Genomic DNA, 24,192 nt, shown 5'->3' with positions numbered 1-24,192 from the left:
AACCGAGCATGGAGAACACCCTGACCCCCGACGCACTGCTGGCCGGGATCCGGGACAGCCGGCTCGTCGCGATCGTGCGCGGTACGCAGGGCGCGGCGGCGGCGGAGGCCGCGCTGGCTGCGATGGAGGAGGGCTTCACCTACGTGGAAATTGCGCTTACCACGCCGGGTGCCCTCGACGCCATCAGGTCGGTGCGGGCAGCGGCTCCGGCCGGCTGTTTCGTCGGTGCCGGAACCGTGCTCTCGAAGCAGGACGTGGACGATGTTGCCGCTGTCGGCGGACAGTTCGTGGTCACGCCGTCACTGGCACCCTCCATCGAAGAAGCCGCGGGCCGCGGCATACCGGTACTTGCCGGTGCCCTGACTCCGAGCGAGGCCTTTGAGGCGATGAACCGCGGTGCCACCGCAGTGAAGCTCTTCCCGGCTTCGATTGGCGGCCCGGGGTACCTCAAGGCAGTGCGGGATCCATTCCCGGACATCCCGTTCATCGCAGTCGGCGGGGTTGGCCTCGACGAGGCAGCAGGATACTGGGAAGCCGGGGCCATCGCCGTCGGGCTCGGGGGCCCGCTGTTCGGTGACTCCGCATCGGGCGGCGACCTGGCACCGATGCGGGACCGCGCCCGCAGGTTCGTCGCCCTGGCTGCCGGGTACAACGGCCGGGCCGCGGAGCACCTGAGGTGACTGGCGCCGTCGGACTCCCTGCCGTGGACCTCCTGACCCTGGGCGAATCGATGGTCTCGCTGCGCTCTCCGGGACCGTTGTCCGCCGGTGGTGCCCTGACCATGCATGTGGCCGGTGCCGAATCGAATGTGGCCGTGGGCGTCGCCCGGCTCGGTCACAGCAGCAGCTGGGCGGGTGTTGTGGGCGCGGATCCGCACGGTGAGTTCATCCTCCGCCAACTCCGCGCCGAGGGAGTGCGGCTGCAGCAGCGCGAGGATGCTATCCGGCGGACGGGCGTAATGTTCCTCGAACAACGCACTGCCGACGTCACCCGCGCCTTCTACTACCGCTCCGGTTCCGCAGGGTCCACTCTCAACTGCGAGGACGTGGACCGCGCCCTGCAGTCCGGGGCCCGCATCCTCCACCTGACCGGCATCACGGCTGCCCTCAGTCCAGAGTCCCGTAAGGCTGTTGAGTATGCCGCCGAGCGGGCCGCCGCCGAGGGCATCACCGTATCCTTCGACGTCAACTACCGCAGCAAGCTCTGGTCCCGTGAAGAAGCCACGGAGGTGCTCTCGCCCCTGGTCCGCCACGCCACGATCCTGATCGCGTCCGACGACGAACTTGCCTTAGTAGCCGCCGCGCCTTCCCCGCGGGATCATGATTTCCTGGAAGCGGCAATGACCGCCGAACTGCTGGGGCGTGGCGTCCGCGAGGTGGTGGTGAAGCGCGGTGCCGCCGGCGCCGCCGTTTACACCTCGGACGGGCAGTGGGAAACTCCGGCCGTACCCGTCACCAGTATCGATACGGTGGGCGCCGGCGATGCGTTTAGCGCAGGGTACCTGTCCGGTTTGCTCGACGGCGAGGACGTGCCCGGCCGCGTGCAGCGCGGCGCCGTGATGGGTGCCTTCGCGGTGAGCACCGCAGGGGACTGGGAAGGCCTGCCGAGCCGCACCGAGCTTGCCCTGCTCGGGAACACGCCCAGCGGAACCACCCAGCGCTGACCACCGAACCCTGTTCCTCTCCCCAACAAAGAAAGCCAGTATCAACCGTGAAAATCATTGCCGCCGACGTGTTTGTGACGAGTCCGTCCCGGAACTTCGTGACGCTCCGGATCACCACCGAGGACGGAGTGACCGGTATTGGTGATGCCACGTTGAACGGGCGTGAGCTTGCTGTTGCCGCTTACTTGAAGGAACACGTTGCACAGCTGCTGATCGGGAAGGACCCGCACCGCATTGAGGACACCTGGCAGTTCCTCTACCGCAGCTCCTACTGGCGCCGGGGCCCCGTCACTATGGCGGCCATTGCCGCCGTCGACGTGGCCTTGTGGGACATCAAGGGCAAGATGGCGGGCATGCCGGTGTACCAACTGCTGGGCGGGGCGTCCCGGAACGGGCTGCGCGCCTACGGGCATGCCTCGGGCGCGGATATTCCGTCGTTGTTTGATTCGGTCCGGGAGCACCTGGAACTGGGGTACAAGTCGATCCGGATCCAGACCGCCGTCCCGGCATCAAAGCGGTGTACGGGGTGGCTGCGCAGGCCCAGGCTTCGGGGGAGCGGTATGACTACGAACCGGCCGGGCGGGGCGCGTTCCCGGTGGAGGAGGACTGGGACACCCGCGCCTACCTGCGGCATCTGCCGACGGTGTTTGAGGCGGTCCGGAACGAGTTCGGCCCGGAGATCCCGTTGCTGCATGACGGGCACCACCGGATGACCCCGATCCAGGCCGCGAAGCTGGGCAAGGCGCTGGAACCGTATGACCTGTTCTGGCTCGAGGACTGCACCCCGGCCGAGAACCAGGAGGGGCTGCGGCTGGTCCGCCAGCACACCACCACCCCGCTGGCGATCGGTGAAATCTTCAACACCGTGTGGGATTACCAGACCATCATCAAGGAACAGCTGATCGACTACGTCCGGGCCGCATCCACCCACTTCGGCGGGATCTCGCCTCTGAAGAAGGTGATGGATTTCGCCGCGCAGTACCAGATCAAGTCCGGCTTCCACGGCCCCACCGACATTTCCCCGGTGGGCTTCGCGGCCCAGTTGCATGTGGGCCTGGCGATCCACAACTACGGCATCCAGGAATACATGCAGCACTCGCAGGCGACCAACGAGGTCTTCGAACAATCCATGACGTTCGTGGACGGCTACCTGCACCCGGGCGACAAGCCCGGAATCGGCGTCGACTTCAACGAAGAAGCCGCCGCCGCCTACCCCTACCAGCAGGCCTACCTGCCCTACAACCGCCTCATCGACGGAACGGTCCACGACTGGTGAGGCTCGGCCGGGGGTGCTTCTTGCTGACAGGAAAAAGGGGGCTGCTCCTGCAACCAGCACCGCTACACTGAACCGACTACGCCCAGCAAGAAAGCGGCAAGCCAAAAATGACTGAAAAGCTGCATCTCACTCCAGAAGACGCGTTCCCGGAGGACCTGGAACAGGTTTCGGACCAGGAACTGCAGGTCCTGGACAGCCAGATCCAACGCCAGCTCGACCATGAAGTAGTGGTTGACGGTGAACCGAACCCCGAAACCGAATTCCGGCACTACGAACTGGACGAAGAATTCGACGACCGCGACAAGCGCTGACTGCAGCCAGCCCTACTTCTTCGTCAGCCGGTACCGCTCGATCTGCTTGAGCCGCCGCAGGAGGCTGTCGCGCCGGGGGTGCGGGACGGCGTCCACCGCTTCGGCGGTGAGGTCGATGTGTTTTGTGCCGTACTGCCACAGCAGGAGGTCATCGAGCAGCCGGTCCGGGCCGGGGGAGTAGCGGTGGTCCAAAGCTTTGCGGACCTCCGTGATGCGGTTGGCACTGAGGAGTCCGGCCAGCTGCATGGTCTGGTTGAGGCCATGCGCGGCCAGGAGCTCGGCCGCCCAGCCCCAATCATCGTCCACCTTCCGGTCCACGTGGGGGAGCAGGGTCCGCCACACGTCCCGGATCCGGTTTGGCGTTAACGGCGCCGCACCCTCACCCTCGGTATCCCAGAAGCCGCGCACTTCCTCGTACCGCTCGTGCAGGTCGGCGAAAGCCGTTTCCACGGTTTCCAGCATTGCCGCGGTGGCAGTGAACTGCCGGTCGAAGTGCGGCGTCCACGCCCGCGGGTCCTCCGCCTTGAACCGGATATCGTGCTCGATCTCGCTCCAGGCGTGCGCAAAGATGGTGCGGATCTGGCACTCGAAAAAGTAGCTGCCGTTGGGCTGGGCTTCCGGGTTGAAGACCTGCTGGTACTCCTTAACCGCATCATTCTGGATGGTCCGCAGGATGAGGTGCCGGCTGGAATACCCGTACGTGCCGGATTCGATGGAGCCGATGTCCTTCTCCCGGTCCCCGCGGCAGTCGAACAGCTGGCGCTGGCGCTTAATGATGTTGGCCACCGCGGCGTTCTCCGCCGGCAGCTTGGTGATCACGCGGATGCCCACCATGTCATTCAAGGTGCGGAAAGGGTCCGGGAACTTCAGGACAGGAGGCCCGCCCGGCTCCAGCGGCTCCTCGGTACGGGAAATCTTCTCCTTGAACGATTCCACCGTTTTGGTGCGCCCGGTGACGAACAGCGGAGTGACCTCGGTGCCCTTGAGCATGTCCCGCATCTGCAGCAGGACATCCCTTGTGACCAGTTTCAGGGCAGGCCGGACGCGCTCGTAGATCTCCACGTTCCGCTGCACGGACTCGCGGAGGTCGGCGTCCAGGTTCTCCCAGTTACTTGGCATAATCCCAGCTTACGGCGGGGCACTGACAGAACGGCGGCAGGAACCTTCAGCGGTCCGCGGCGGCAGTGGAGCCGCGCACCACCAGCGAGCTCTCCAGCGTGACCTCGTTCTGCTCCAGTGACTGGCCTTCCATCAGGCGGCGCAACTGCTCCCCGGCCTTCAAACCCAGGGGAGTGGCGGGCAGGTGAACGCTGGTGAGGCCCGGATTGCTCGTGGCCGAATAGGGGAGGTCATCGAAGCCGGCCACCGCCAACTCTTCCGGGATCCGCACCCCGGCCACCCGTGCCTCCTGCAACACGCCATAGGCATGCGTGTCGGTACCGCAGACGACGGCGGTGACCCCCTCACGCTGCCACCCCGGCCAGGCGCCGGCGAACGCCCCAGCCGCCGTGCCGACGTCGATGGTGGTGCTGATGATGCGGCCCGCGCCAACGGTGAGGCCCCGGGCGGCGGCCTCCGCGAAAAAGGCCTCCCGCCGGAGCTTGAACGTTTCGGTGCCCGTGACGCTGTCCACGTACGCCACCTCGCGGTGCCCGGACTCCGCCAGGTGCGCTGCCAGTTCCCGGGCCCCGCTGGCCACATCCAGGTTCACCGACGGCGCATACGCGGCCAACCCGGGCGCGTCGAGCAGCACAAGGGGTGCCGGCGACGCGAGGTCTTCGAGGAAGCCGGCGTTGGGCGCGTCCACCAGGAGCCCCGCCGGACGCAACGACATCAGCCGCCGCACGTCGTCGGCCTCGGGGAACTCGCCCGCGTCGGTGACGGAGAGCAGGAGCTGGTACTGAGACCCGAGGGACTCGCGGACCCCAGCGATGACCTTGGCGAAGAACGGGTTGGAGATATCCGGCGCCACCAGGATCACAATCGAGCTCACGCCCCTGGCCAGCGAACTGCCAATGCCGTCCACCACATAGCCCAGTTCGGCAATGGCCTCCCGCACCCGGGAAATATTGTCCTCCGAGACGCGCCCCGCCGTTTTGCCGTTGGCCACCAGCGAGACGGTGGCGGTGGAGACGCCCGCCCGGGCTGCCACCATTGCCGCAGTGATCCGCCGCGAACGCGCCGGCTGCTGCACCTGTTCCGCGGATTCCATACCTCGATGGTAGTAGGCGGGCTGCCCCGCTCAGCCCACGAAGTCCAGGTCTGCAGGGCTGGCTTCCTGCCCTTTCGGCGGACGCCGCGGGCCGCCACGCTGGGCGGCGGCGCCGGCGAGCACCACCAGCAGGATTCCCGCCACCTGGACGGCGGAGGGTTGCTGGTGCAGGATGAGCAGCCCGAGCAGGACGCCCACGGCAGGTTCGAGGGCCATCAGTGTTCCGAACGCGGCGGGCGCCATCCGGCGCAGGGCGAGCATCTCCAGCGCGAACGGCAGCACCGGCAGCAGGATGGCCAGTCCGGCCGCGGCCACCAGGATGTCCAGGCTGAGGTGGCCGGCGGCCTGGGGGATCCCGACGACGGCGGCCGCCACAGCGGCGACAGGGACCGTCAGGGTGAGCGCGCCGATGCCGCTGAACCTGTCGCCGATCCGTTGCGTCAGCAGTATGTACACGCCCCAGCCGGCGGCGGCCAGCGCGGCCCACGCCACACCAGCCAGGTTGAAGCTGCCCTGCCAGGGCTGGGTGAGCAGGATGACGCCCACCAGCGCCAGGGCGGGCCAGGCGAGGGCCCTGCGGTTATGGCTGCGCAGGGCAGCCACCGTCAGCGGACCGAGGAATTCGATGGCCACGGCTGTGCCTAGGTCGACGTGCTCCACTGCGGCGAGGAAGCCCACCGTCATCACGCCGGTGGTGGCGCCGAGGCCCAGCAGCGGCAGCACGTCCGGCCGGCGGATGGAGCGCAGCGGCGGCCGGCCAATCACCAGGAGGATGGCCGCGCCCATGCTGAGGCGCAACCAGGCAGTGCCTGCCGGACCGACGGTTTCGATCATGTTCACTGACAGGGCCGAGCCCAGCTGGACGGACAGTATCGCCGTCACGGCCAGCCCCCACGGCGGGACGGGGATGGTGGTTCTCCGGGTCATGGCCGCTCCCCACCCGTCTCCTGATGGTGCCCCGTGCCAACGCCGGGCTCGAAGACAGCCAGGGAGAACTGCGCAGGCTCACTGCCGGCGTTGGCGTACGAGTGCTCAATATCGCCAGGGAAGGAGAGTGCGTCGCCGGCCTCGAGGACAAAGGTCCCGTCTCCAACGACTACAGTGACGGACCCTGAACGCACCTGAAGCAGCTCCTTGGTTCCGGACGCATGGGCCTCGCTCACATGCTGGTCTGCAGGGCCGAGGGTCCAGTCCCACAGCTCCACCACATCCGGTGACCCCGTCCCGGCCACCAGCACGCCGCGGCCACCCGCACCGGAGGTCCACAATGCGGCGCCCTCGCCGCTTCGGGTGACGGTGACAGGCCTGGGGCGCGGAGCGTCCACCAGCGCCGGCAGCCCGATCCCCAGTGCATCGCTGATTCGAAGCAGGGTGCCCACGCTTGGATTGGCTGCCCCCTGTTCAACGTTGACCACCATGCGGCGGCTTACTCCCGCGGCCTCGGCCAGTTGGTCGAGGGTCCAGTCACGCGCCTGCCGCTCGTGCCGCACGCGGGCGCCGATCGCGGTGGCAAGGGCAGAAGTAGTTTGGTCCATAAGTGCATCATACTGCACCTTTAGTGCACTGTGCGAAGCGGGAAGCGCGACGGGAAAAGTGTGATGAGGTGGACCTTCCAGTCCGCTGCTTCCGGTGGGACGATGCCCTTATGAGCGATACCACCCGGGGAGGCGCGCGGGACCTCGGACCGCACCAGCACGCACATTCCGCACCCACCACCCAGCAAATGCGGACCGTCGGGCAACGCCGGAGGGAGGCTGAAGAGAAGTTGGAGCACCACCTCCAGGAAGCCCGCCAGAAGGCCGGACATCACGAGGATGAACATCACAACGGCGAACTTCACGAAGGTGAACATCCCCAGGCGGAGGCCCAACAAGAGGCCGGGCAGCCGGACGACGGCGGTTCCTGACTCCGCGCCCGCCCCACAGTCACGTGGTTTCTTGCGTGGTCCCGGGGGGCGGCGCCATCAGGACGTCGATGAGCTCTGTCAGGCCGTGGGCCATGTCAACGCTTTTGTCATAGAGCCATTGCAGCTGCAGCCCGTCAAAAGCTGCGATGACGAGCCTTGCCAGCATTTCGGCCGGGACGTCGCTGCGCACTTCACCCGCCTCCTGCCGGCGAAGGATGTCCGTACCCAGCTCTGACACCAGCAGGGCGTACCGGTCTTGGAAGTACGCGTGGGAATCATGCCCGGGATCGTTGGCCGTGGCTGAAGCTACGGCGTAAAGGGTAGTGAGGCCCGGTTCCTTCCGGTTCCGTTCAGCCACGGGCGCGAGGAGTCTCAACCCAACCTCAGTGTCTCCTGCCGCGTCCAGGCCCCGCCGGTCCCGTTCCGCCAGGACGGCTGTCAGCAGTTCCTGCTTGCCCCGGAAATAATGGAAAAGCGTTGCTTCCTTGACTCCCACGAGCTCGGCCACACGCTTCAGGGCCGCGCCTTCAAACCCTTCCGTGGCAAAGACGTCAGTGGCGGTGCGGACGATTTGTTCCCGGCGCTCCGCTCCCTTGGCGTATTGGCCCCGCGGCTTGGATGGTGGCATCAAACCAGTTTATTTCAGTCACCCATGACAAAAACCTAGTATGACTAGGTTTTTGCGTGTAGGCTCCTTGTCACGGCCCAACGGAGGGTCGCTTTTTCATCAGGAGGCAATGTGGCCGAAACGACCATTTCCCAAGATCCCGCTGCTTCTCCGCTCGGAGGGACCTCGGGCAGCAGCAATGCCGGTACCGCCGTCAGCACATCTGGAGCACCGGCAAAAGCGCCCCGCGCCTACGTCATCGGCATGCCCATAGCGAGCGCTGGTCTTTGGATGGCCGTGCTGGCACCCGCGCTGGTGGTGCTTGCGATCAAGATTGCTGAAATCACCACGCCGGACGCCCGGGCAGGTGCCTTGAGCGTGGTTGCCGGAGTGGGAGCCCTGGTGGCACTGCTTGCCAATCCGTTCTTTGGCAGGCTCAGCGACCGCACCACCTCACGGTTTGGCATGCGCAAGCCCTGGATCGTCGGTGGTTCACTTGTCGGGCTCACATCGCTCTTCCTGTTGGGCTCCGCCACGGATGTAAACGGCGTGCTGATTGCCTGGGTTTTCACGCAGCTCAGCTTCAATGCCGCCCTCGCTGCATTGGTTGCCACACTTCCTGACCAGGCTGGCCCGGCCGAGCGCGGACGCCTGTCCGGCCTGATCGGAATGACTCTTCCCATTGGCCTGGTTGCCGCCGCCTTCCTGGCGCAACTCTTCGACAACGCACTGCAGATGGCCGTGGTGCCCGGCGTTATCGGCACCGTGCTGGCCGTCGCCTTTGCCTTCACGTTCAAGGACCGCGTCCTCGCCGACAAGCCTGCGCCGCTGAACCTGAAGGAGATCCTGGGCTCCTTCTACTTCAATCCGCGCACCTATCCGGGACTGGGCTGGGCGTGGCTCACAAAGTTCCTGGTCTACATTGGCTACTGCGCCGCCCTGCTGTACCTGCCGTACTTCTTTATCGACCATCTCAAAGTTGCCGAAGCGGACGTCACCGCCCTGGTATTCCAGGCCACCCTGGTCAGTTCAGCAGGCACGGTCCTGACCAGCTTGGCAGGTGGTTGGATCAGTGACCGCATCGGCAAGCGCAAGGGCATGGTCATCGCCTCGGCCATCATCATGATGCTTGGCCTCGTCATCATCGCCACCAGCACCACCACCGATCAGGTCCTTGTTGGACAAGGGATCGCCGGGCTGGGCCTCGGCTGCTTCGGAGCGGTGGATGTAGCCCTCATCGCCGACCTCCTGCCTGCCAACCAGAGCGAGAACGCGAAGACCTTCGGCGTGTTCAACATTGCCCAGGCGCTGCCCCAATCGCTGGTTCCCGCCATCGCCTTTCCCGTCATCACCCTTGGCGGCTACCCCGCCCTCTTCATCGGCGGGGCCGTCGTTGGCATCATCGGCGCAGTCCTCGTCACCCGCATCAAAGGAGTCAAATAATGAACCCCGCCCTGTCCCCGGCCGTGACCACTCCGCCCGCAGGCTCACCGGACGCGGAAGCACGCATCCGCAACCTGGCCGAAAACCTCCCGCTGGAACAGCAGATCCAACTGCTCACAGGGGCCGACGTCTGGTCCACTCATGCCATCCCTTCAATCGGTCTGTCCCGGGTGGTCCTCTCCGATGGCCCCTCGGGCGTCCGCGGCGAAGACTTCGACGAGCGGCACGACTCCATCTCCCTCCCGTCGTCGTCCGCCCTGTCCGCCACCTGGAGCGTTGAAACGGCCAAGCGCTACGGCCAGGTCCTGGGACAGGAGGCCCGCCGCAAAGGCGTCCACGCAGTGCTCGGCCCCACCATCAACCTGCACCGCTCACCGCTGGGCGGCCGGCACTTCGAGTGCATGAGCGAAGATCCCCGGCTCACGGCCGTGATGGCCGCCGGGTACGTGGCCGGCGTGCAGTCCATGGGCGTCGGCGCCACCCCCAAGCACTACCTGGCCAACGAGGCTGAGACCGAGCGCTTCATTGCCGACTGCGTGGTGGATGAGCGCCCCCTGCGCGAGCTCTACCTCGCGGCATTCGAGGACGCCATCACCGAGGCCCGCGCGTGGCTGGTGATGAGCTCCTACAATTCCATCAACGGCACCACCGCCAGCGAAAACAAGCTCCTCGAAACCCCGCTTTCCACCGAATGGGGCTTTGACGGCGTTGTGGTTTCGGACTGGACCGGCGTCCGCTCGGTGGATGCCGCCAACGCCCACCAGGACCTCGAAATGCCCGGCCCCGTAGGTCACTGGGGGCCCAAGCTGGTCGCCGCCGTCGAGGACGGGCGGGTAAGCCGGGCTGCCATCCTGGAGAAAGTGGTCCGCATCCTGCGCCTTGCGGCCCGCGTCGGCTCACTCGAGGGGTTCACTCCAGCCGTTACCGACGCGCCCGCCCCGCTGAACGGTGCGGCCGTGGCCCGGGAAGTTGCCGTCCGTGGCGCCGTCCTGGTCCGCAACCAGAATGGGCTCCTCCCGCTGGACGCCGCACAGCTGGGCAGTGTTGCAGTCTCCGGCCACAATGCCTCGGAAGCCCGTACCCAGGGTGGCGGCAGCGCCACGGTAATGCCGAAATACACGGTCTCGCCACTGGACGGACTGCGTGCCGCCCTTCCCGGTGATGTTGACGTCAGCTATGTCCGTGGCGCCAAGGTGGCTGAAGGACTGCAGGCCTTCCCCCGCGCCTCCCTGCGGAATTTCGTTTCCGGAGTGCCAGGGATGCGCGTTTCCTTCCTAGCCGCCGATGGCGCCGTAATCTCGGGGGAGGACAGGCTGGCCTCCCACTTGATCTGGTTTGGCGTGGGCATTCCTGAGGGCGCCGCCGCGATCCGGATGGAGGCCGACTGGACCGCGGAGACGGCGGGCGTCCACCACCTCGGCGTCGGCACAGTTGGGCAGATCCGCCTTGCACTGGACGGATCCGAGGTATTCAACGGTGAGATCGAGGACGACACGGACGTCCTCGGCGCTGCCCTGTTTGACCCGCCTAAGACCGTCCACGCCATCGAAACGGCAGCCGGCCAGAGCGTCCGGATCGAAGCGGAGTACCAGTTGCCCGGCGAGCAGGCCATTCCGTTTACGGCGATCCTGCTGGGTGAAGAAACGGTAGTGGCCGATCCGCAGTCGGAGATCGACGATGCCGTGGCGGCAGCACGCGCAGCAGATGTTGCCGTGGTGGTGGTGGGTACCAATGCCGCCATCGAGTCCGAGGGCTTCGACCGCAAGGACCTGGACCTTCCCGGTTTCCAGAACCAACTGGTCGAGGCGGTCGCGGCAGCCAACCCCCGCACCATCGTGGTGGTGAATTCCGGCTCGCCGGTCCTGATGCCGTGGCTGGACAAGGTTGGCGCCGTGCTGCTGGGCTGGTTTGGCGGGCAGGAATTTGGTTCGGCCATCGCCGATATCCTGCTGGGAGCCAAGGAGCCGGGCGGGCGTTTGCCCACTACCTGGCCGACCGCCCTGTCCGATGTGCCCGTCCTGAACACCACGCCGGTTGAAGGCAAGGTGGTGTACTCGGAAGGCATCCACATCGGCTACCGCGCGTGGCTCAAGCAGGAAGCTTCCGGCGGAGCCGCCCCCGCCCTGCCGTTTGGCTTCGGCCTGGGCTACACCACCTTTGAACTGGGAACAGCCCACGCGCCACAGTATGTCAGCGCCGGGAAGGACGTCACGGTGCACGTTCCCGTCCGAAATACCGGCAAGCGCACCGGCCGGGAAGTAGTGCAGGTGTACCTGGACCGGCCCGACTCCGCGGTGGAGCGCCCGGTCCGCTGGCTCGCCGGCTTTGCCGAGACGCACCTGGCGCCCGGAGGCGCAGGCTCGGTGGAGGTCCGTATCCCGGCCAAGGCATTCGGCCATTACGACGGCGGCTGGAACTTCGAGCAGGGCAGGTTCCGCGTGCTGGTGGGACGCCACGCCGCCGACGATTTCCAGGCGTTGGAGATCGAATTGCGGTGAGCTGAACCCTGCGGGGTCGGGGAAACTTTAGCCGGGCAGGGTTTCGATTGGGTCGGAACCGTGCCCGGCTTCTTATTGCTCTCCAGACACAGCATCAAGCGCTTGACCTGCGCTAACGTCAAGCGTTTGACGTGACGTTGCTAACGGTGCCATGATCACTCCTGAACGCTTCAATTCCCCGCGCGGCTGTCACTGGCTGCCAGTGCGGGCCCCAAAGACGTGGAGAACATCGTGGAAACCCATCCCCGGTCCTTAACAGGGCAAAACCCAGACCGCAAGAAGATCATTCTTGACTGCGACCCCGGCCACGACGACGCGGTGGCACTGCTGCTCGCACACGGGAACCCGGACATCGAACTGCTGGCCGTCACCACGGTGGTAGGTAACCAGACCCTCGAAAAAGTCACCCGCAATGCCCTGGCCGTGGGCACCATCGCCGGCATCACCGGCGTCCCCTTCGCCGCCGGCTGCCCCCGGCCCCTGGTCCGCAGCATCGAAACCGCGCCGGACATCCACGGCGAGTCCGGCATGGACGGCCCCGCCCTCCCCGAGTCCACCATCGAACTGGACCCGCGCCACGCCGTCGACCTCATTATCGACACCGTGATGGCGCACGAGCCCGGCACGGTCACCCTGGTTCCCACCGCCGGCCTGACCAACATCGCCCTGGCCGCCCGCAAGGAACCGCGCATCGTGGAACGCGTCAAGGAAGTGGTCCTCATGGGCGGCGGCTACCACGTGGGCAACTGGAGCGCCGTGGCGGAGTTCAACATCATCATCGACCCCGAGGCCGCGCACATCGTCTTCAACGAAAAGTGGCCCGTGGTCATGGTGGGCCTGGACCTCACCCACCAGGCGCTCGCCACCCCGGACGTGGTGGAAAAGATCGCGGCCATCGGCACCGGGCCTGCCAAGTTCGTCACCGAGCTGATGGATTTCTTCGCCCACACCTACAAGGACGCCCAGGGCTTCGACTACCCGCCCGTCCACGATCCCTGCGCCGTTGCCTACGTCATCGACCCCAGCATCGTCAGCACCCGCAAGGTGCCGGTCAACATCGAACTCCAGGGCAGCCTGACGCTCGGCATGACCGTTGCCGACTTCCGTGCGCCCGCTCCGCAAGACTGCCACACCAGCGTCGCCGTGGACCTGGACCATGGGCGGTTCTGGGACCTCGTCACCGACGCGCTGATCGCCATCGGCGAGCCGGACGACGTCGAACGCGGCGAAGGCGGGGCAGGCACCACAGGTGATACGGCCGGCGTCGAACGCCAGGAAACTGCGGACCTCATCGTGGGAGGGGTCAAGTAAATGACTGCCACCCTCACCGATACCAAGACCAACCGCGGCAATGTCACCGCCCTGATGGTGGCCCTGTTGGCCGCCTGCGTCGCCTTCCAGCTCAACGCTTCCATGCTCAGCCCCGCGCTGGTGACCATGGGCGAGGAGCTCAACACTGACCAGGCCGTCATCGGCCTGTCCCAGACTTGGTTCTTCACCGCCGCCGCCCTGTTCTCCCTCTTCCTGCCCCGCCTGAGCGACATCATCGGCCGCAGGAAGGTCCTGGTGGGCATGATGCTGCTGATGGCCGTCGGTTCGGTCATCGCAGCCCTCGCCCCGGACGTCACGTGGCTGTTCGTGGGCCGCATTATCCAGGGCATCAGCGGGCCCACCGTGCCGCTCTGCCTGATCATGCTGCGCTCCGCCGTCAGCAACCCGCGCAAGTACGGCACGCTCATGGGCCTCATTACTGCGGTCAACGGCGGCGTGGCCGGCGTCGACTCCTTCGTGGGCGGCTACTTCGCCGAGCACTTCGGCTTCCGCAGTATCTTCTGGCTCATGGTGGTGCTGGCCCTCGTTGCCACCGCACTCATCGCGTTCCTGGCCGGCGAAAGCAAGCCCGCCGCCGGTACCCGTATGGACTGGCTGGGCGTGTTCTTCATCGTGGTGGCCGTGGGTGCGCTGCTCACCGCCCTGAACGAAGGAGCCAAGCTGGTGGGCGCCTTCACCTCCGGCACCCTGATGTTGAGCCTGGCGCTGGTCCTGGTATCCGCCGCCGCGTTCTACGCTTTCTGGACTGTTGAGAAGCGGGCCAGCCAGCCGATGGTGGAAACCGTGCACCTGCGCCAGCGCTCCACCTGGGCGCCGCTGCTGACCACCACCCTGACCATGACCGGCATCTTCGCCGTCATCAACGGCATCGTCCCTGCCTACGTCCAGGCCGCGGACCCCGGTTTCGGCATCGGCCCCACCGAGATGTCGCTGATCATCCTCACGCCGTACGCGCTGCTGGGCTGGATCGTTGGACCGCTTAGCGGCAGGCTCGCCCCGGTGCTGGGCTACACCAAGGTGCTGCGGATCGGCCTGCTGGGCAGCATTGCTGCCCTGGCCGTCATCGCGTTCTTCGGCCTCAGCAGCCTGCCCCTGATGATCGCCGGCACGGTCTTGCTGGGCGTCATGTACGCCGGTACGGTCAACATCATGCTCAACGGACTCGGCGTTGTCCTCTCGCCCGCCGGTAACCCCGGCTTCCTGCCCGGCATGAACGCGGGGGCCTTCAACCTGGGTGCGGGCCTCAGCTTCCTGGTGCTGCCCGCCGTCCTGGTGGCGACGACGGCGCTTGGTGACGTGAAGGCGTCCTACCTCACCGTGGTGGTGGTGGGGTTGGCCCTCACCGTGGCTGCCTTCGCGGCCTCGCTGCTGATCCCCAAGCCGGTTGAAGCCGAGGTGGGGCAATGAGCACACCCGCTGACTCCACCGGCGCGGAAGGCGCGGTCCGGGAGCCGGGGCGGATCGTCGTCGTCGGTTCCCTGAACGCGGACCTGACCATCTACTGCGAACGCCTCCCGCGCCCCGGCGAAACGGTGCACGGCACCGGGTTCGCCGTGAATCCGGGAGGGAAGAGCGCCAACCAGGCCGTGGCCGCCAGCCTGCTCGGCGGAAACGTCAGCCTGGTGGGTGCGGTGGGGGAGGACGCCAACGGCGATATGCTGCTCTCCTCCGCCGCGCGTGCCGGCGTGGACGTGGGGCACGTACGGACCTCGTATGAGCCCACCGGCGTCGCCGTCATCGCCGTCGATTCCAGCGGCGAGAACAACATCATCATCTCCGCCGGCGCCAACGGCACCCTGGCTCCGGCGGACGTTATGGAAGCCTCGGACGTGCTGGGCGCTGCCGCCGTCGTCTGCCTTTGCCTGGAAGTGGCCATGGACACTGTGCTGGCCGCGGCCCAGGCCGGGCACGACGCCGGCGCAACAGTCCTGCTGAACCTCTCGCCGTACGGGGAGGTTCCGGAGGAATTGACCGCCCTCACCGACGTCCTGCTGGTCAACGCGCACGAGGCCGCGCTTTTTCTGGGCGAAGGCGCCGCCGTGCCCGGCCCGGACGCCGCAGAGGCAGCATGGGACAACGTCCGGCTGCGGTTTGCGGAGCGGGGGATCCGGCAGGTCCTGGTGACACTCGGTTCCCAGGGCTCCGTGGTGCTGGACTCGCTGGCTCCCGCGGGCGGCCAGGTGACCCGGGTTGCGCCCACCACGGTGAAGGCCGTGGACACCACCGGGGCCGGTGACGCCTTTACCGGGGCGGTTGCCGTGCGCTTGGCCGCCGGTGATGCGCTTGCCGATGCCGCCGCTTTCGCTTCGGTGGCCGCTGCCCTGGCCACCACCCGGAAGGGGACGCAGGCGGCGTACCCGGAAACGGCCGACGTCGAACGGCTGGTGCGGGAGGCGTAGCTGATGGCCGGATACCCCGCACGTGCGGGGTATCCGCGCGGCTCCCTTGCCGTTTGGGGCCATCCGGTGTCAGATCGTAAAGGTACGGTTTTATTCGGAAGTACTGCCTGGATGGAGACGGTTCATGGCCACTGATGACAGCTCAGTCAGCGAGCTTGAGGGCATTTTGCTCGGAGCCGAAAACCTCGAGGGGTTCCTGTCCGGGTTATGCGGCTTTGCTGCCGGCATCGTGGCACAGGCTACCGGTGAGGACATTGAGGTGGCCGCGACGCTGAAGCGGCGCAGGCGGCTCGGGACCATTGCCGGCAGCAGTCCCCGCGCCGTCGAACTGGACCACATCGAGCAGAATGTCGGGACAGGGCCGTGCATTGATGCCCTGCAGCTGATGACTCCGTTGGTGCTGAATGACGTGGGGAGCGATGAGCGCTGGCCGGCGTACCAGGCGGAGCTGTCCGAAGTGGGGATCCTCAGCACCTTGGCTGTTCCCTTGGAAATAGGTGATGACGCCACCGCCTGTTTGAACTTCTTTGCCCCGGTGGAGGACGTCTTCGTGGACACGGTGTACGAGCGCGCGCTCGGGTTCGGCGATGTTGCCACCCGGTCCATGCGGCTGGCTGTAAGGATCAGCAGCGCGGAGGACCGAAGCCAGGACCTGTTGGCCGCGATGCAAAACCGTACGTCCATCGATCTCGCTGCGGGCGTGATCATGGGGCAGAACCGCTGCAGCCAGGAGGAAGCCATGCGCATCCTGACCAGCGTCTCCAGCACACGGAACCAGAAACTGCGCGATGTCGCCGCCGAAATGCTCGAGAAGATCTCCGGCGGCACTGGCGTCAAGACCCACTTCACGGAGTAGGGCCGGCTTCACTGGGTAGGGGCCACGTCCCCCGGCTCGCTGGTCCCTGGCTCGGATCACCGCTCCGCCCGGTATGGTCGGGATGGCCATAGAGCCTTGGGCGGGAAAGGGATGCGGTGGAGCGGCACAAGTACCAGTACGGCAATGATCCCAGCCAGTGGGGCGAGTTGTTCCTTCCGGAACTGCCCCCCGGCGGTACCCGCCGCGGGGTAGTAGTGGTGATCCACGGTGGTTACTGGCGGTCCCGGTACGGAGCCGAACTGGGCGAGCCGCTGGCCTTGGACCTCGCCGACCACGGAATGGCCGCCTGGAACCTGGAATACCGCCGCGCCGGGAACGGCGGCGGCTGGCCGGCTACTTTCCAGGACATCCTGGCCGGCATCGACAAGCTGCGCGAACTCGCCGAACCCCACTCCCTGGACCTGGCCAGGGTGGTGGCCCTGGGCCATTCGGCCGGCGGCCATCTCGCCGTCTGGGCAGCAGGTCGCAGCCGGCACGCCGGGCTGGGACAGGACACCGGGCACCGGGAGGTGGGGGCAGCGGCGGACGGCGTCTCCCTCACGGGGGTGGTGAGCCAGTCCGGCGTCCTGAACCTCGCCGAGGCTGAAAGGCTTCAGCTCAGCAACGGTGCCGTGGCGAACCTCCTCGGCGGACCGTCGTCGGACTTCCCGGGGCCGCACCAGTACGCGGATCCGATGGCCGCGCTGCCGCTGGACATCCCGGTTTACGCGGTGCACGCGACGGAGGACACCGACGTGCCGCTGTCCATGTCCAGCAGTTACGTTGAGGCGAGCCGGTGCGGATCCGTACCTGCGCAGCTGGTCACGGTGCCGGGGGACCATTTCGCACTGGTCGACCCCCGCGAGCCCGCTTATGTGACGTGCCGGGAGCTGGTCCAGGAGCTGCTCGCTTAGGAGCGGGCCGTCCTGCCTGGCGGCGCACTGCACTAAGCCCCCGGCCAACAAGTTGTCATAGGCCCTATCCGCCGCGCTTCTCTGGCAGAGTATGGGCATGCTCACAGTTATTGGTGAAGGCCTCGTTGACGTTGTCCAGCGCGCCTCAGGGATCGAAGCGCACGTGGGCGGCAGCCCCCTGAATGTCGCAGTGGGCCTGGCCCGCCTGGACCACCCCGTGCAGTTCATCGGCCGCTACGGCCGGGACGCCTACGGCGATTCCGTCGCCGCGCACCTGCGCTCCAGTTCTGTGATGCTGCCGCTGGGTTCGGACGAGCTCCCCACCAGCGTGGCCACCGCGCTGATTGACGACGACGGCGCCGCCACCTACACCTTCGACCTCACCTGGCAGCTTCCCGGCATCGCCGACCGGCTCGCCTTTATGCTTCAGGGCACCACCCTGCTGCACACCGGATCGATCGCCACGATGTTGGCGCCTGGCGCCACGGACGTGCTGGCCGCCGTCGAATACGCCCACCCGCGCGCCACCATCAGCTTCGACCCGAACTGCCGCCCCAGCATCATCACAGACGTCGATTATGCGCGCCGGCACGCGGAGAAGTTCGTGTCCCTGTCCGATGTGGTGAAAGCCTCCGACGAGGATCTGGCCTGGCTCTACCCGGACGTGGATGTGCTCGACGCCGCCCGGCGCTGGCTGGAATTGGGAGGCAGCGAGGGCCCTGCCATGGTGATTGTCACCCGCGGGGCGGACGGGCCCTGGGGAGTAACCCGCGCGGGGGAGGCGCAGGTGCCGGCACCCCGCGTGGAAGTGGCGGACACCGTGGGAGCAGGCGATTCCTTTATGGCAGCCCTGCTGTCCGGCCTGGTGGACCGGGGCCTGGACGGTGCCCAGAACCGGAAGGACCTGCGGGAAATTCCTGCCGAAGGCCTTGCTGAACTGCTGGCCCACGCCGCCAAGGCGGCGGCGGTGACGGTGTCGCGGCCCGGCGCCAATCCGCCTACGCGTGCGGAGCTGAACGGGGGGTCGGGAGAGTAGCTGCTATCCGTCCGGTGGATACCAGCTATCCCAAATCCGTGATTCCGCGATAGCCCAACGGTTGTCACAGTGAGGGAAGTCACTTTTCGGCGCCCCTGCGGTGCCGTCCCCTCCGTGACCATCAAGAGGCTAAGGAAGATTCAATGGAGAATATTCAGCTCGCGGGTACCGCCAGGAACGGGACGCCCGGCCCGGCGGAGACGCGCATGGCCGGGCGGTTCCAGGCGGCCCTGCTTGTTGCCGGCAGCTGCATGCCGGTGCTGGGCGCCGTTCTGCTCGCGCCCATCCTGCCGACGCTAAGCCAGGTGTTTGCGGGCACACCCGGCATGGCCATCCTGGTACCGCTCACCCTGACACTGCCGGCACTGTTCGTGGCCCTCTTCTCACCACTGGCCGGCTATGTCGCCGACAGGGTGGGCCGGAAGCAGCTCCTGGTCTTCGCCATGCTGGCCTACGCCGCCTTCGGGACGGCGCCGCTGTGGCTCACCAGCCTGGAGTCCATCGCCGTGTCCCGTGTCGGCGTCGGGATAGCGGAAGCCGCCATCATGACGTGCTGCACCACGCTCCTCACGGACTATTACCAGGGCGAACAGCGGAACAAATACCTGGGCCTGCAAACAATGGTCAGCGCCCTCGCCGCCACCGCATTCTTTGCCCTCGGCGGTGCCCTGGGCAGCATCAGCTGGCGGACGCCGTTCTGGCTCTACGCGGCCAGCGCGGTGATCGTCATCCCCATGATCTTCAAGCTGTGGGAGCCGGCCAAGAGCCAGCGAATGACGGCGGCCCGGACGCGGGTGCCGTGGCGGCAGATCGGCGCCCCGGCGGCCGTGACGCTGTTCGGGGGCATTGTGTTCTACGCCCTCATCGTGCACTTACCGTATGTCATCACCGGCCTCGGCATTGCCGACGCGGCACTTATCGGCCTCGCCGCAGCCATCGCCTCCCTGGCGACTGCAGCAGGCGCCATCTCCTTCCGGTTCCTGGCGAAGCTGGGCACGAAGAACTTGCTGGCGCTCGCCTTCGGGCTGGCCGCCGTGGGACTTTCACTCGTTTCCGTCGCAGGGAATGTTCCGCTGGCGATCGCCGGTGCCGTCATTGCCAGCGCGGGAACCGGTGTCCTGCTGCCCACCCTCCTGACCTGGGCCGTCAACGGACTCGAATACCAGCAGCGCGGCCGCGGCACCGGCATCTGGACCGGAACGTTGTTCATCGGCCAGTTCCTGACACCCATCGTCCTCGGCGCGGCCGCAGCGGGGCTGGGCAGCCTCGGGTTTGCCTTGGGCGCCTTGGGCATCGCGTGCGCTGTGGCCCTCTTCGTGGTCGTGGTCCGGGGACCGCGCACGGTGGCAGTGAGCCATTAGCCCGTCGTTGGAAGGCCGGAACTCCCGGCATGGATAACCTGTGGGTATGAAGAACCTGGACCTGAACCTGCTGCCCCAACTTCAGGTCCTGCTGGAGCTGCGCAACATCTCCCGGGCGGCGGAGCGGCTCCAGCTCAGCCAGCCGGCCACCAGTGCGGCGATGGCCAGGCTCCGGCGCCATTTCGACGACGAACTCCTGGTCCGCAACGGCCGCACCTATGACCTCACCCCCTTTGCGCAGTCGTTGGTCCCGCTGGTTGATGAAGCCATGCTTCACATCCAGCGGGCCACGCGCGTGCGGTCCGGGTTCGACGCCGCTACCAGCGAGCGGGAGTTCATCATCGCCGCCTCCGACTACGCTGCCGCGCTCATCGTGGGGCCGCTGCGCGGGATCCTGCGGGAAGAAGCACCGGGTGTGTCCGTGGACTTCGTCCCCACCGCGGGCTCCGGGATCCAGGGCCAGATGGCTGACTACTCCAAAATCGACCTGCTGGTGGGGCCCACGGGGTACCAGATGCAGGGAGCCAGCAAGCAGCTCTTCCGTGACAGCTTTGTGGCCGTGGCCGACGCCGGCAACCCCCTGCTCCAGCAGCCCCGCCTGACCCTCGAAGACCTGACCGCGGTGCCGCACGCCGTCGGCTATTTTGGCGAGGGCATCAGCACCCCGGCGGACAAACTGTTCGAATCGCGCGGCATCCAGCGCCGGGTGGCGGCCGTGGTGGCCGGCTTCCTGTCCCTGCCGCTCCTGGTTGAAGGTACGGACCTTGTGGCACTCGTCCCGCGGATGCTGGCCGGACGTGCGCAGCGCGGCGCAGACATCGCGGTGCTGGAGTTCTCCGGCGGGACCGAAGCGTCACTCGTTGAGGCCATGTACTGGCACCCCTCCCAGGCTGAGGACCCGGCGAGCGTGTGGCTGCGGTCAGTGGTCCAGCGCTCCTGCGCCCGGCTCCACGAGCTCTTTCCCGTCAACGCCCATCCGGTGGCAATCCATGCGGGGGATACCCCGTAAATCCACGGCTGGTACCCGCTGCCGGAGGGGGTACCCTGTGTGGTTTTCCGCCCGTGACGGGGTGGTTGCGCAGCCGTAGACTCGTGCTGAAACGAGCCGTGCAGCGACTCAAACACCCAAGGAGGACTGTTATGAGCAATGTAACCACCAGCCCTGAGGCGGCGGCCGCCGCGCAGACCCTGTTCCGGGTGGCATTGGGGGGAGTGCTCGTCGCTCACGGATCCCAGAAACTCTTCGGCTGGTTCGGCGGGGGAGGCGTCGAAGGCACCAGCAAGGGCATGCACGCCATGGGGTTCAGGCCCGCCAAAACAAGCGCCGTCCTTGCGGGTGTAGGTGAAGCAGGAGCGGGGCTTGCCTTGGCCTTGGGTTTGGCCACCCCTGCCGCCGGCGCCGCTGCCGCGACCACCATGGGCGTAGCGGCCAGCGTCCACGCCCCGAACGGTTTCTTCGCCCAAGAGGGCGGCCTCGAGTACCCGGCGGTGCTGGGCCTGGCAGCCGCCGCGTTCACGATCGGAGGCTCCGGACTCTACTCCCTGGATGCGCTCACCGGCCATGTCCTGGACCGGCCGTGGATGCGTATCACCGCTTTGGCCGCGATCCCCACCGCCATCGCCATCCAGGTTTCCCGCCGGCGCAAAGCCCTCGCCGCAGACGCTGCGGCCCCGGCCGCCAGCACCGCCGCGGAAGCCGAACTGCCGGCATAACTATCCGCGCGGCGGATACCAGCTAGACCCAAGACGCCGTTCCCCTTCCGGCCCATCCCTGCGAAAGTCATGGAAACACGCTTTCAGAAGGATCTCCCATGCCCGCTTCCAGCCAGCGCCTGGCCGGCAAGACCGCCGTCATCACCGGAACGGCCAGCGGCCAGGGCAGGGCGGCCGCGCTCGCCTTCGCCGCGGAAGGTGCCTTCGTGGTGGGCTGCGACATGGACGACGACGGCGCCGCGGCCACGGTTGCGGCGGTCACCGACGCCGGGGGCCGGATGAGCAGCAGCCGGGTCGATCTCGCGGACGAGGCAGCCGTGGCGGCCTGGGCTGCAGATGTCGCTGCCACGCATGGCCAGGTCCACATCCTGTATGCCAACGCCGCCGTCACGCGCTTCGCCCCGGTGGGGGAGCTGACCTTCGAGGACTGGAAGTGGAACATTGAACACGAGATGGACGTGGTGTTCCTGCCGGTCAAGTACTTTTGGCCGCAGCTGATCAGGGCTGCCAACAGTGCCATCGTCCTGGTGGGGTCCACGGCGGGGGTGACCGGGTCCATGACCAACGGCCGGCTGGCCCACACCGCTACGAAGGGGGCGGTGGTGGCCATGACCAAACAGCTTGCGGCGGAGGGCGCCCCGCACGGTTTGCGGGTTAATGCCGTCAGTCCCGGGATGATCCGCACCGCGGCCACCGAGGGCAACCTCCTCGCCCCCGACCATCCGATGCGGATCATCGCGGCCAGCATCCCGCTGGGCCGGATCGGGGCACCCGAAGAAGTGGCGAAGTGCGCCCTGTTCCTCGCCTCCGACGAGGCCTCATACGTCACCGGCGCCAACTTGATGGTCGACGGCGGCTGGTCGGCGGTGCTGCCGGGCTGACTGTTTGGTTACCGCAGTGCGTCGTAGACCGACTTGGCACCGCCGTGGGAGGTCTGGCCGCCGTCCACCGGGATTTCGGCGCCCGTCACGAAGGAAGACAGCGGGCTGAGCAGGAAAAGCACGACGGCGGCCACCTCCTCCACGCTGCCGGTGCGCCCCAGCGGGGTCTCGGCCAGGGTGGCCTGCCGGAACTCGGGCTTGGCGCCCGCCGTCATGGGTGTTTCGATGAAGCCCGGATGGACCGTGTTGACCCGGATCCCGCGCGGGCCAAGTTCCATGGCTGCCACCTGGGACAACCCGCGCAGCGCCCACTTGCTCGCAGTGTAGGCCACCGGATAGTGCGCCGTCAGGCCGGCAACAGAGCCGACATTAACAATCGACGTTCCGCTGCCCATCAAGGGCGCGAGCGACTGGATTCCCAACAGGCTGCCGGCAACGTTCACCTCGTAGACCTTCTGCAGGTCGGCCACTGATGCCTCCAGCAGCCGGCTTCGCTGGGTGATGCCCGCGTTGTTGACCAGCCCGTCCATCTGCCAGCCTTGGGACCGGATCCAGGCAGCGAGTCCGGACCAGCCCGCAGCGTCACTGACGTCCAGTTGCCGGTACAGCAGCTGCCCGGAGGAAGGCGTCGCCAGCCCGTCTGGCATGTCCGCCGCCAGGTCGGTTGCGATCACCCGCGCCCCGGCCTCCGCCAGCAGGCGCGCTTCCGCGGCACCCTGGCCTTGCCCTGCTCCGGTGACCACCACCGTCCGGCCCTCGAGCTGGAGGGAAACCACCTAGATTCCGGAAGGAGCAGCAGCCGCGACCCGGTTGCGCGGACGGGTCCTGGCGGGAACCCGGGTCACGGCCTCGCGCCGGGCGCCCACGGTGTTCTCGATGGTTCCGATCCCCTCCACCGTCATCCGGACCACGTCGCCGGTCTTCAGCGGCGGGGGAGTCTGGGCACCGTTCCGGCCCCAGAGTTCGGCCAGGCAGCCGCTGCCGCAGGTGCCGGAGCCCAGCACATCGCCGGGCCGCACCACCGAGTCCTGCGAGGCATAAGCCACGAGCTCGGCGAAGGGCCAGCCCATGTTGGAGAGCAGGTCCTGGCCAATGAGCTCGCCATTGACCTCGACAGCCATGAAAATGGGCAGGAAGCCCTCGGCGTCGTGCCGGTCCTCGAACTCGTCAGCCGTGACAATCCATGGACCGAGCGTGTTGGCGAAATCCTTGCCCTTGCACGGGCCCAGGCTGACTTTCATTTCCCGGCGCTGCAGGTCGCGCGCCGACCAGTCGTTGAGCACGGTGTACCCGAAGATGTGCCGGTGGGCCTCCTCCGCGCTCAGGTTCCGGCCGTCGCTGCCGGGAACGTGTCCGACGACGGCGGCCACTTCCGTTTCAAAGTCCAGGTCCGTACACCCTGCCGGAATACCGATCACCTCGTCGGTGCCCGTCACCGTGTGCGGGTTCGTGAAGTAGAAGGTGGGCGCCTCGTACCATTCGGGCACCACGCCGGCCACGCCGTCGATGCTCTTTCGCACGCCTTCGACATGTTCCTCGAACGCCACGAAGTCCCGGATGGTGGCGGGCACCAGCGGGGCGAGCAGCCGCACCTCCGCCAGCGGAACGGCTGCAGCCGAACCAACCACGTGACGGGCAAGTGCCAGCGTCTCATCGAGTCCGGCGTCGAGCAGCGATTGGACGGACTGGCCTGCTGGCAGGGCATAGCACTTTCCGCCGTCCACAAAGCCGGACTGCGTCCCGCCGCCGTGATTCCAACGGGCAATCTTGACCATGTGCGTATT

23 protein-coding genes and 1 pseudogene are annotated in these 24,192 nt (G+C 67.0%); 17 read left to right on the top strand and 7 right to left on the bottom strand.

The genetic code is table 11. The features are described 5' to 3' along the window. Positions 1-8: 8 nt before the first annotated feature. The 4 genes and pseudogenes from AC5RVY_RS08255 (at position 9) to AC5RVY_RS08240 (ending at position 3,250) form a co-directional block, all read left to right on the top strand. On the top strand, positions 9-680 hold the full coding sequence (locus AC5RVY_RS08255) for a bifunctional 4-hydroxy-2-oxoglutarate aldolase/2-dehydro-3-deoxy-phosphogluconate aldolase (protein WP_493954204.1): 672 nt from the start codon (positions 9-11) through the stop codon (positions 678-680). Beyond that, the gene (locus AC5RVY_RS08250) at positions 677-1,663 is read left to right on the top strand and encodes a sugar kinase (RefSeq protein ID WP_493954203.1); all 987 of its coding nucleotides are present in this window, start codon (positions 677-679) and stop codon (positions 1,661-1,663) included. Before AC5RVY_RS08255 ends, AC5RVY_RS08250 begins: the two co-directional genes overlap by 4 nt. 47 nt (positions 1,664-1,710) lie before the next feature. Then, a pseudogene (gene manD / locus AC5RVY_RS08245) lies at positions 1,711-2,939 on the top strand (D-mannonate dehydratase ManD). Positions 2,940-3,046: 107 nt separating this feature from the next. Further along, positions 3,047-3,250, top strand: a complete 204-nt coding sequence (locus AC5RVY_RS08240; protein WP_493954202.1) for a hypothetical protein — start codon at positions 3,047-3,049, stop codon at positions 3,248-3,250. Positions 3,251-3,262: 12 nt separating this feature from the next. On the opposite strand, the gene AC5RVY_RS08235 is transcribed toward AC5RVY_RS08240, so the two are convergent. From AC5RVY_RS08235 to AC5RVY_RS08220, 4 genes are read right to left on the bottom strand one after another with little or no spacing between them, the layout of a single operon-like run. After that, positions 3,263-4,369: a GTP pyrophosphokinase gene (locus AC5RVY_RS08235; RefSeq protein WP_493954201.1), complete on the bottom strand. Its 1,107-nt coding sequence runs from the start codon at positions 4,367-4,369 to the stop codon at positions 3,263-3,265. A gap of 46 nt (positions 4,370-4,415) precedes the next feature. Further along, positions 4,416-5,462: a LacI family DNA-binding transcriptional regulator gene (locus AC5RVY_RS08230; protein ID WP_493954200.1), complete on the bottom strand. Its 1,047-nt coding sequence runs from the start codon at positions 5,460-5,462 to the stop codon at positions 4,416-4,418. 30 nt (positions 5,463-5,492) lie between these two features. Beyond that, complete coding sequence (locus AC5RVY_RS08225) at positions 5,493-6,389, bottom strand: EamA family transporter (protein WP_493954199.1); 897 nt, start codon at positions 6,387-6,389, stop codon at positions 5,493-5,495. Then, positions 6,386-6,997, bottom strand: a complete 612-nt coding sequence (locus tag AC5RVY_RS08220) for a helix-turn-helix domain-containing protein (protein WP_493954198.1) — start codon at positions 6,995-6,997, stop codon at positions 6,386-6,388. The genes AC5RVY_RS08225 and AC5RVY_RS08220 overlap by 4 nt, the downstream gene beginning before the upstream one ends. 110 nt (positions 6,998-7,107) lie before the next feature. On the opposite strand from AC5RVY_RS08220, the gene AC5RVY_RS08215 reads away from it, so the two are divergent. Further along, positions 7,108-7,368, top strand: a complete 261-nt coding sequence (locus AC5RVY_RS08215) for a hypothetical protein (RefSeq protein WP_493954197.1) — start codon at positions 7,108-7,110, stop codon at positions 7,366-7,368. Positions 7,369-7,387: 19 nt separating this feature from the next. On the opposite strand, the gene AC5RVY_RS08210 is transcribed toward AC5RVY_RS08215, so the two are convergent. Further along, entirely contained in the window at positions 7,388-7,996 is a 609-nt protein-coding gene (locus tag AC5RVY_RS08210; protein ID WP_493954196.1) for a TetR/AcrR family transcriptional regulator, read from the bottom strand. 111 nt (positions 7,997-8,107) lie between these two features. Between AC5RVY_RS08210 and AC5RVY_RS08205 the strand changes: the two genes are divergently transcribed. From AC5RVY_RS08205 to AC5RVY_RS08150, 12 genes are all read left to right on the top strand, one after another. Continuing rightward, entirely contained in the window at positions 8,108-9,418 is a 1,311-nt protein-coding gene (locus AC5RVY_RS08205; RefSeq protein WP_493954195.1) for an MFS transporter, read from the top strand. Continuing rightward, positions 9,418-11,916 carry a beta-glucosidase family protein gene (locus AC5RVY_RS08200; protein WP_493954194.1) on the top strand — a complete coding sequence of 833 codons (2,499 nt, stop codon included), beginning with the start codon at positions 9,418-9,420 and terminating at the stop codon, positions 11,914-11,916. Before AC5RVY_RS08205 ends, AC5RVY_RS08200 begins: the two co-directional genes overlap by 1 nt. A gap of 231 nt (positions 11,917-12,147) precedes the next feature. Beyond that, the gene (gene uriH, locus AC5RVY_RS08195) at positions 12,148-13,227 is read left to right on the top strand and encodes a uridine-preferring nucleoside hydrolase UriH (protein WP_493954193.1); all 1,080 of its coding nucleotides are present in this window, start codon (positions 12,148-12,150) and stop codon (positions 13,225-13,227) included. Further along, a complete protein-coding gene (gene uriT / locus AC5RVY_RS08190; protein ID WP_493954192.1) occupies positions 13,228-14,655 on the top strand; it encodes a uridine transporter UriT in 1,428 nt (475 codons plus the stop codon). Next, positions 14,652-15,647, top strand: coding sequence for a ribokinase (locus tag AC5RVY_RS08185; protein ID WP_493954191.1), 996 nt, complete (start codon positions 14,652-14,654; stop codon positions 15,645-15,647). Before uriT ends, AC5RVY_RS08185 begins: the two co-directional genes overlap by 4 nt. A gap of 124 nt (positions 15,648-15,771) precedes the next feature. Continuing rightward, a complete protein-coding gene (locus tag AC5RVY_RS08180; RefSeq protein WP_493954190.1) occupies positions 15,772-16,503 on the top strand; it encodes a GAF and ANTAR domain-containing protein in 732 nt (243 codons plus the stop codon). 116 nt (positions 16,504-16,619) lie between these two features. Continuing rightward, positions 16,620-17,417, top strand: coding sequence for an alpha/beta hydrolase (locus tag AC5RVY_RS08175; protein ID WP_493954189.1), 798 nt, complete (start codon positions 16,620-16,622; stop codon positions 17,415-17,417). Between the two features lie 97 nt (positions 17,418-17,514). Then, positions 17,515-18,453: a carbohydrate kinase family protein gene (locus AC5RVY_RS08170; protein ID WP_493954188.1), complete on the top strand. Its 939-nt coding sequence runs from the start codon at positions 17,515-17,517 to the stop codon at positions 18,451-18,453. Positions 18,454-18,596: 143 nt separating this feature from the next. Continuing rightward, positions 18,597-19,814, top strand: a complete 1,218-nt coding sequence (locus AC5RVY_RS08165) for an MFS transporter (RefSeq protein WP_493954187.1) — start codon at positions 18,597-18,599, stop codon at positions 19,812-19,814. A gap of 46 nt (positions 19,815-19,860) precedes the next feature. Next, a complete protein-coding gene (locus AC5RVY_RS08160; RefSeq protein ID WP_493954186.1) occupies positions 19,861-20,823 on the top strand; it encodes a LysR family transcriptional regulator in 963 nt (320 codons plus the stop codon). Between the two features lie 131 nt (positions 20,824-20,954). Then, complete coding sequence (locus tag AC5RVY_RS08155; protein ID WP_493954185.1) at positions 20,955-21,527, top strand: DoxX family protein; 573 nt, start codon at positions 20,955-20,957, stop codon at positions 21,525-21,527. 98 nt (positions 21,528-21,625) lie between these two features. Beyond that, positions 21,626-22,408 carry an SDR family NAD(P)-dependent oxidoreductase gene (locus AC5RVY_RS08150; RefSeq protein ID WP_493954184.1) on the top strand — a complete coding sequence of 261 codons (783 nt, stop codon included), beginning with the start codon at positions 21,626-21,628 and terminating at the stop codon, positions 22,406-22,408. Positions 22,409-22,416: 8 nt separating this feature from the next. On the opposite strand, the gene AC5RVY_RS08145 is transcribed toward AC5RVY_RS08150, so the two are convergent. Next, the gene (locus AC5RVY_RS08145) at positions 22,417-23,184 is read right to left on the bottom strand and encodes an SDR family NAD(P)-dependent oxidoreductase (protein ID WP_493954183.1); all 768 of its coding nucleotides are present in this window, start codon (positions 23,182-23,184) and stop codon (positions 22,417-22,419) included. Further along, positions 23,185-24,183, bottom strand: coding sequence for a fumarylacetoacetate hydrolase family protein (locus tag AC5RVY_RS08140; protein ID WP_493954182.1), 999 nt, complete (start codon positions 24,181-24,183; stop codon positions 23,185-23,187). Positions 24,184-24,192: the final 9 nt, after the last annotated feature.

The organism is Arthrobacter sp. Ha26, assembly GCF_059091705.1.
Note: the sequence above shows the minus strand (reverse complement) of the source record. Positions and strands in the feature narration are given on the sequence as shown.

What these genes read in the sequence shown, in the direction of transcription:
- AC5RVY_RS08240 (WP_493954202.1), top strand. Translation starts at nt 3,047, where the DNA reads ATGACTGAAAAGCTGCATCTCACTCCAGAAGACGCGTTCCCGGAGGAC.
- AC5RVY_RS08215 (WP_493954197.1), top strand. Translation starts at nt 7,108, where the DNA reads ATGAGCGATACCACCCGGGGAGGCGCGCGGGACCTCGGACCGCACCAG.
- AC5RVY_RS08180 (WP_493954190.1), top strand. Translation starts at nt 15,772, where the DNA reads ATGGCCACTGATGACAGCTCAGTCAGCGAGCTTGAGGGCATTTTGCTC.
- AC5RVY_RS08210 (WP_493954196.1), bottom strand. Translation starts at nt 7,996, where the DNA reads ATGCCACCATCCAAGCCGCGGGGCCAATACGCCAAGGGAGCGGAGCGC.
- AC5RVY_RS08155 (WP_493954185.1), top strand. Translation starts at nt 20,955, where the DNA reads ATGAGCAATGTAACCACCAGCCCTGAGGCGGCGGCCGCCGCGCAGACC.
- AC5RVY_RS08230 (WP_493954200.1), bottom strand. Translation starts at nt 5,462, where the DNA reads ATGGAATCCGCGGAACAGGTGCAGCAGCCGGCGCGTTCGCGGCGGATC.
- AC5RVY_RS08150 (WP_493954184.1), top strand. Translation starts at nt 21,626, where the DNA reads ATGCCCGCTTCCAGCCAGCGCCTGGCCGGCAAGACCGCCGTCATCACC.
- AC5RVY_RS08185 (WP_493954191.1), top strand. Translation starts at nt 14,652, where the DNA reads ATGAGCACACCCGCTGACTCCACCGGCGCGGAAGGCGCGGTCCGGGAG.
- AC5RVY_RS08220 (WP_493954198.1), bottom strand. Translation starts at nt 6,997, where the DNA reads ATGGACCAAACTACTTCTGCCCTTGCCACCGCGATCGGCGCCCGCGTG.
- AC5RVY_RS08200 (WP_493954194.1), top strand. Translation starts at nt 9,418, where the DNA reads ATGAACCCCGCCCTGTCCCCGGCCGTGACCACTCCGCCCGCAGGCTCA.
- AC5RVY_RS08140 (WP_493954182.1), bottom strand. Translation starts at nt 24,183, where the DNA reads ATGGTCAAGATTGCCCGTTGGAATCACGGCGGCGGGACGCAGTCCGGC.
- AC5RVY_RS08225 (WP_493954199.1), bottom strand. Translation starts at nt 6,389, where the DNA reads ATGACCCGGAGAACCACCATCCCCGTCCCGCCGTGGGGGCTGGCCGTG.
- AC5RVY_RS08170 (WP_493954188.1), top strand. Translation starts at nt 17,515, where the DNA reads ATGCTCACAGTTATTGGTGAAGGCCTCGTTGACGTTGTCCAGCGCGCC.
- uriT (WP_493954192.1), top strand. Translation starts at nt 13,228, where the DNA reads ATGACTGCCACCCTCACCGATACCAAGACCAACCGCGGCAATGTCACC.
- AC5RVY_RS08165 (WP_493954187.1), top strand. Translation starts at nt 18,597, where the DNA reads ATGGAGAATATTCAGCTCGCGGGTACCGCCAGGAACGGGACGCCCGGC.
- AC5RVY_RS08255 (WP_493954204.1), top strand. Translation starts at nt 9, where the DNA reads ATGGAGAACACCCTGACCCCCGACGCACTGCTGGCCGGGATCCGGGAC.
- AC5RVY_RS08160 (WP_493954186.1), top strand. Translation starts at nt 19,861, where the DNA reads ATGAAGAACCTGGACCTGAACCTGCTGCCCCAACTTCAGGTCCTGCTG.
- AC5RVY_RS08235 (WP_493954201.1), bottom strand. Translation starts at nt 4,369, where the DNA reads ATGCCAAGTAACTGGGAGAACCTGGACGCCGACCTCCGCGAGTCCGTG.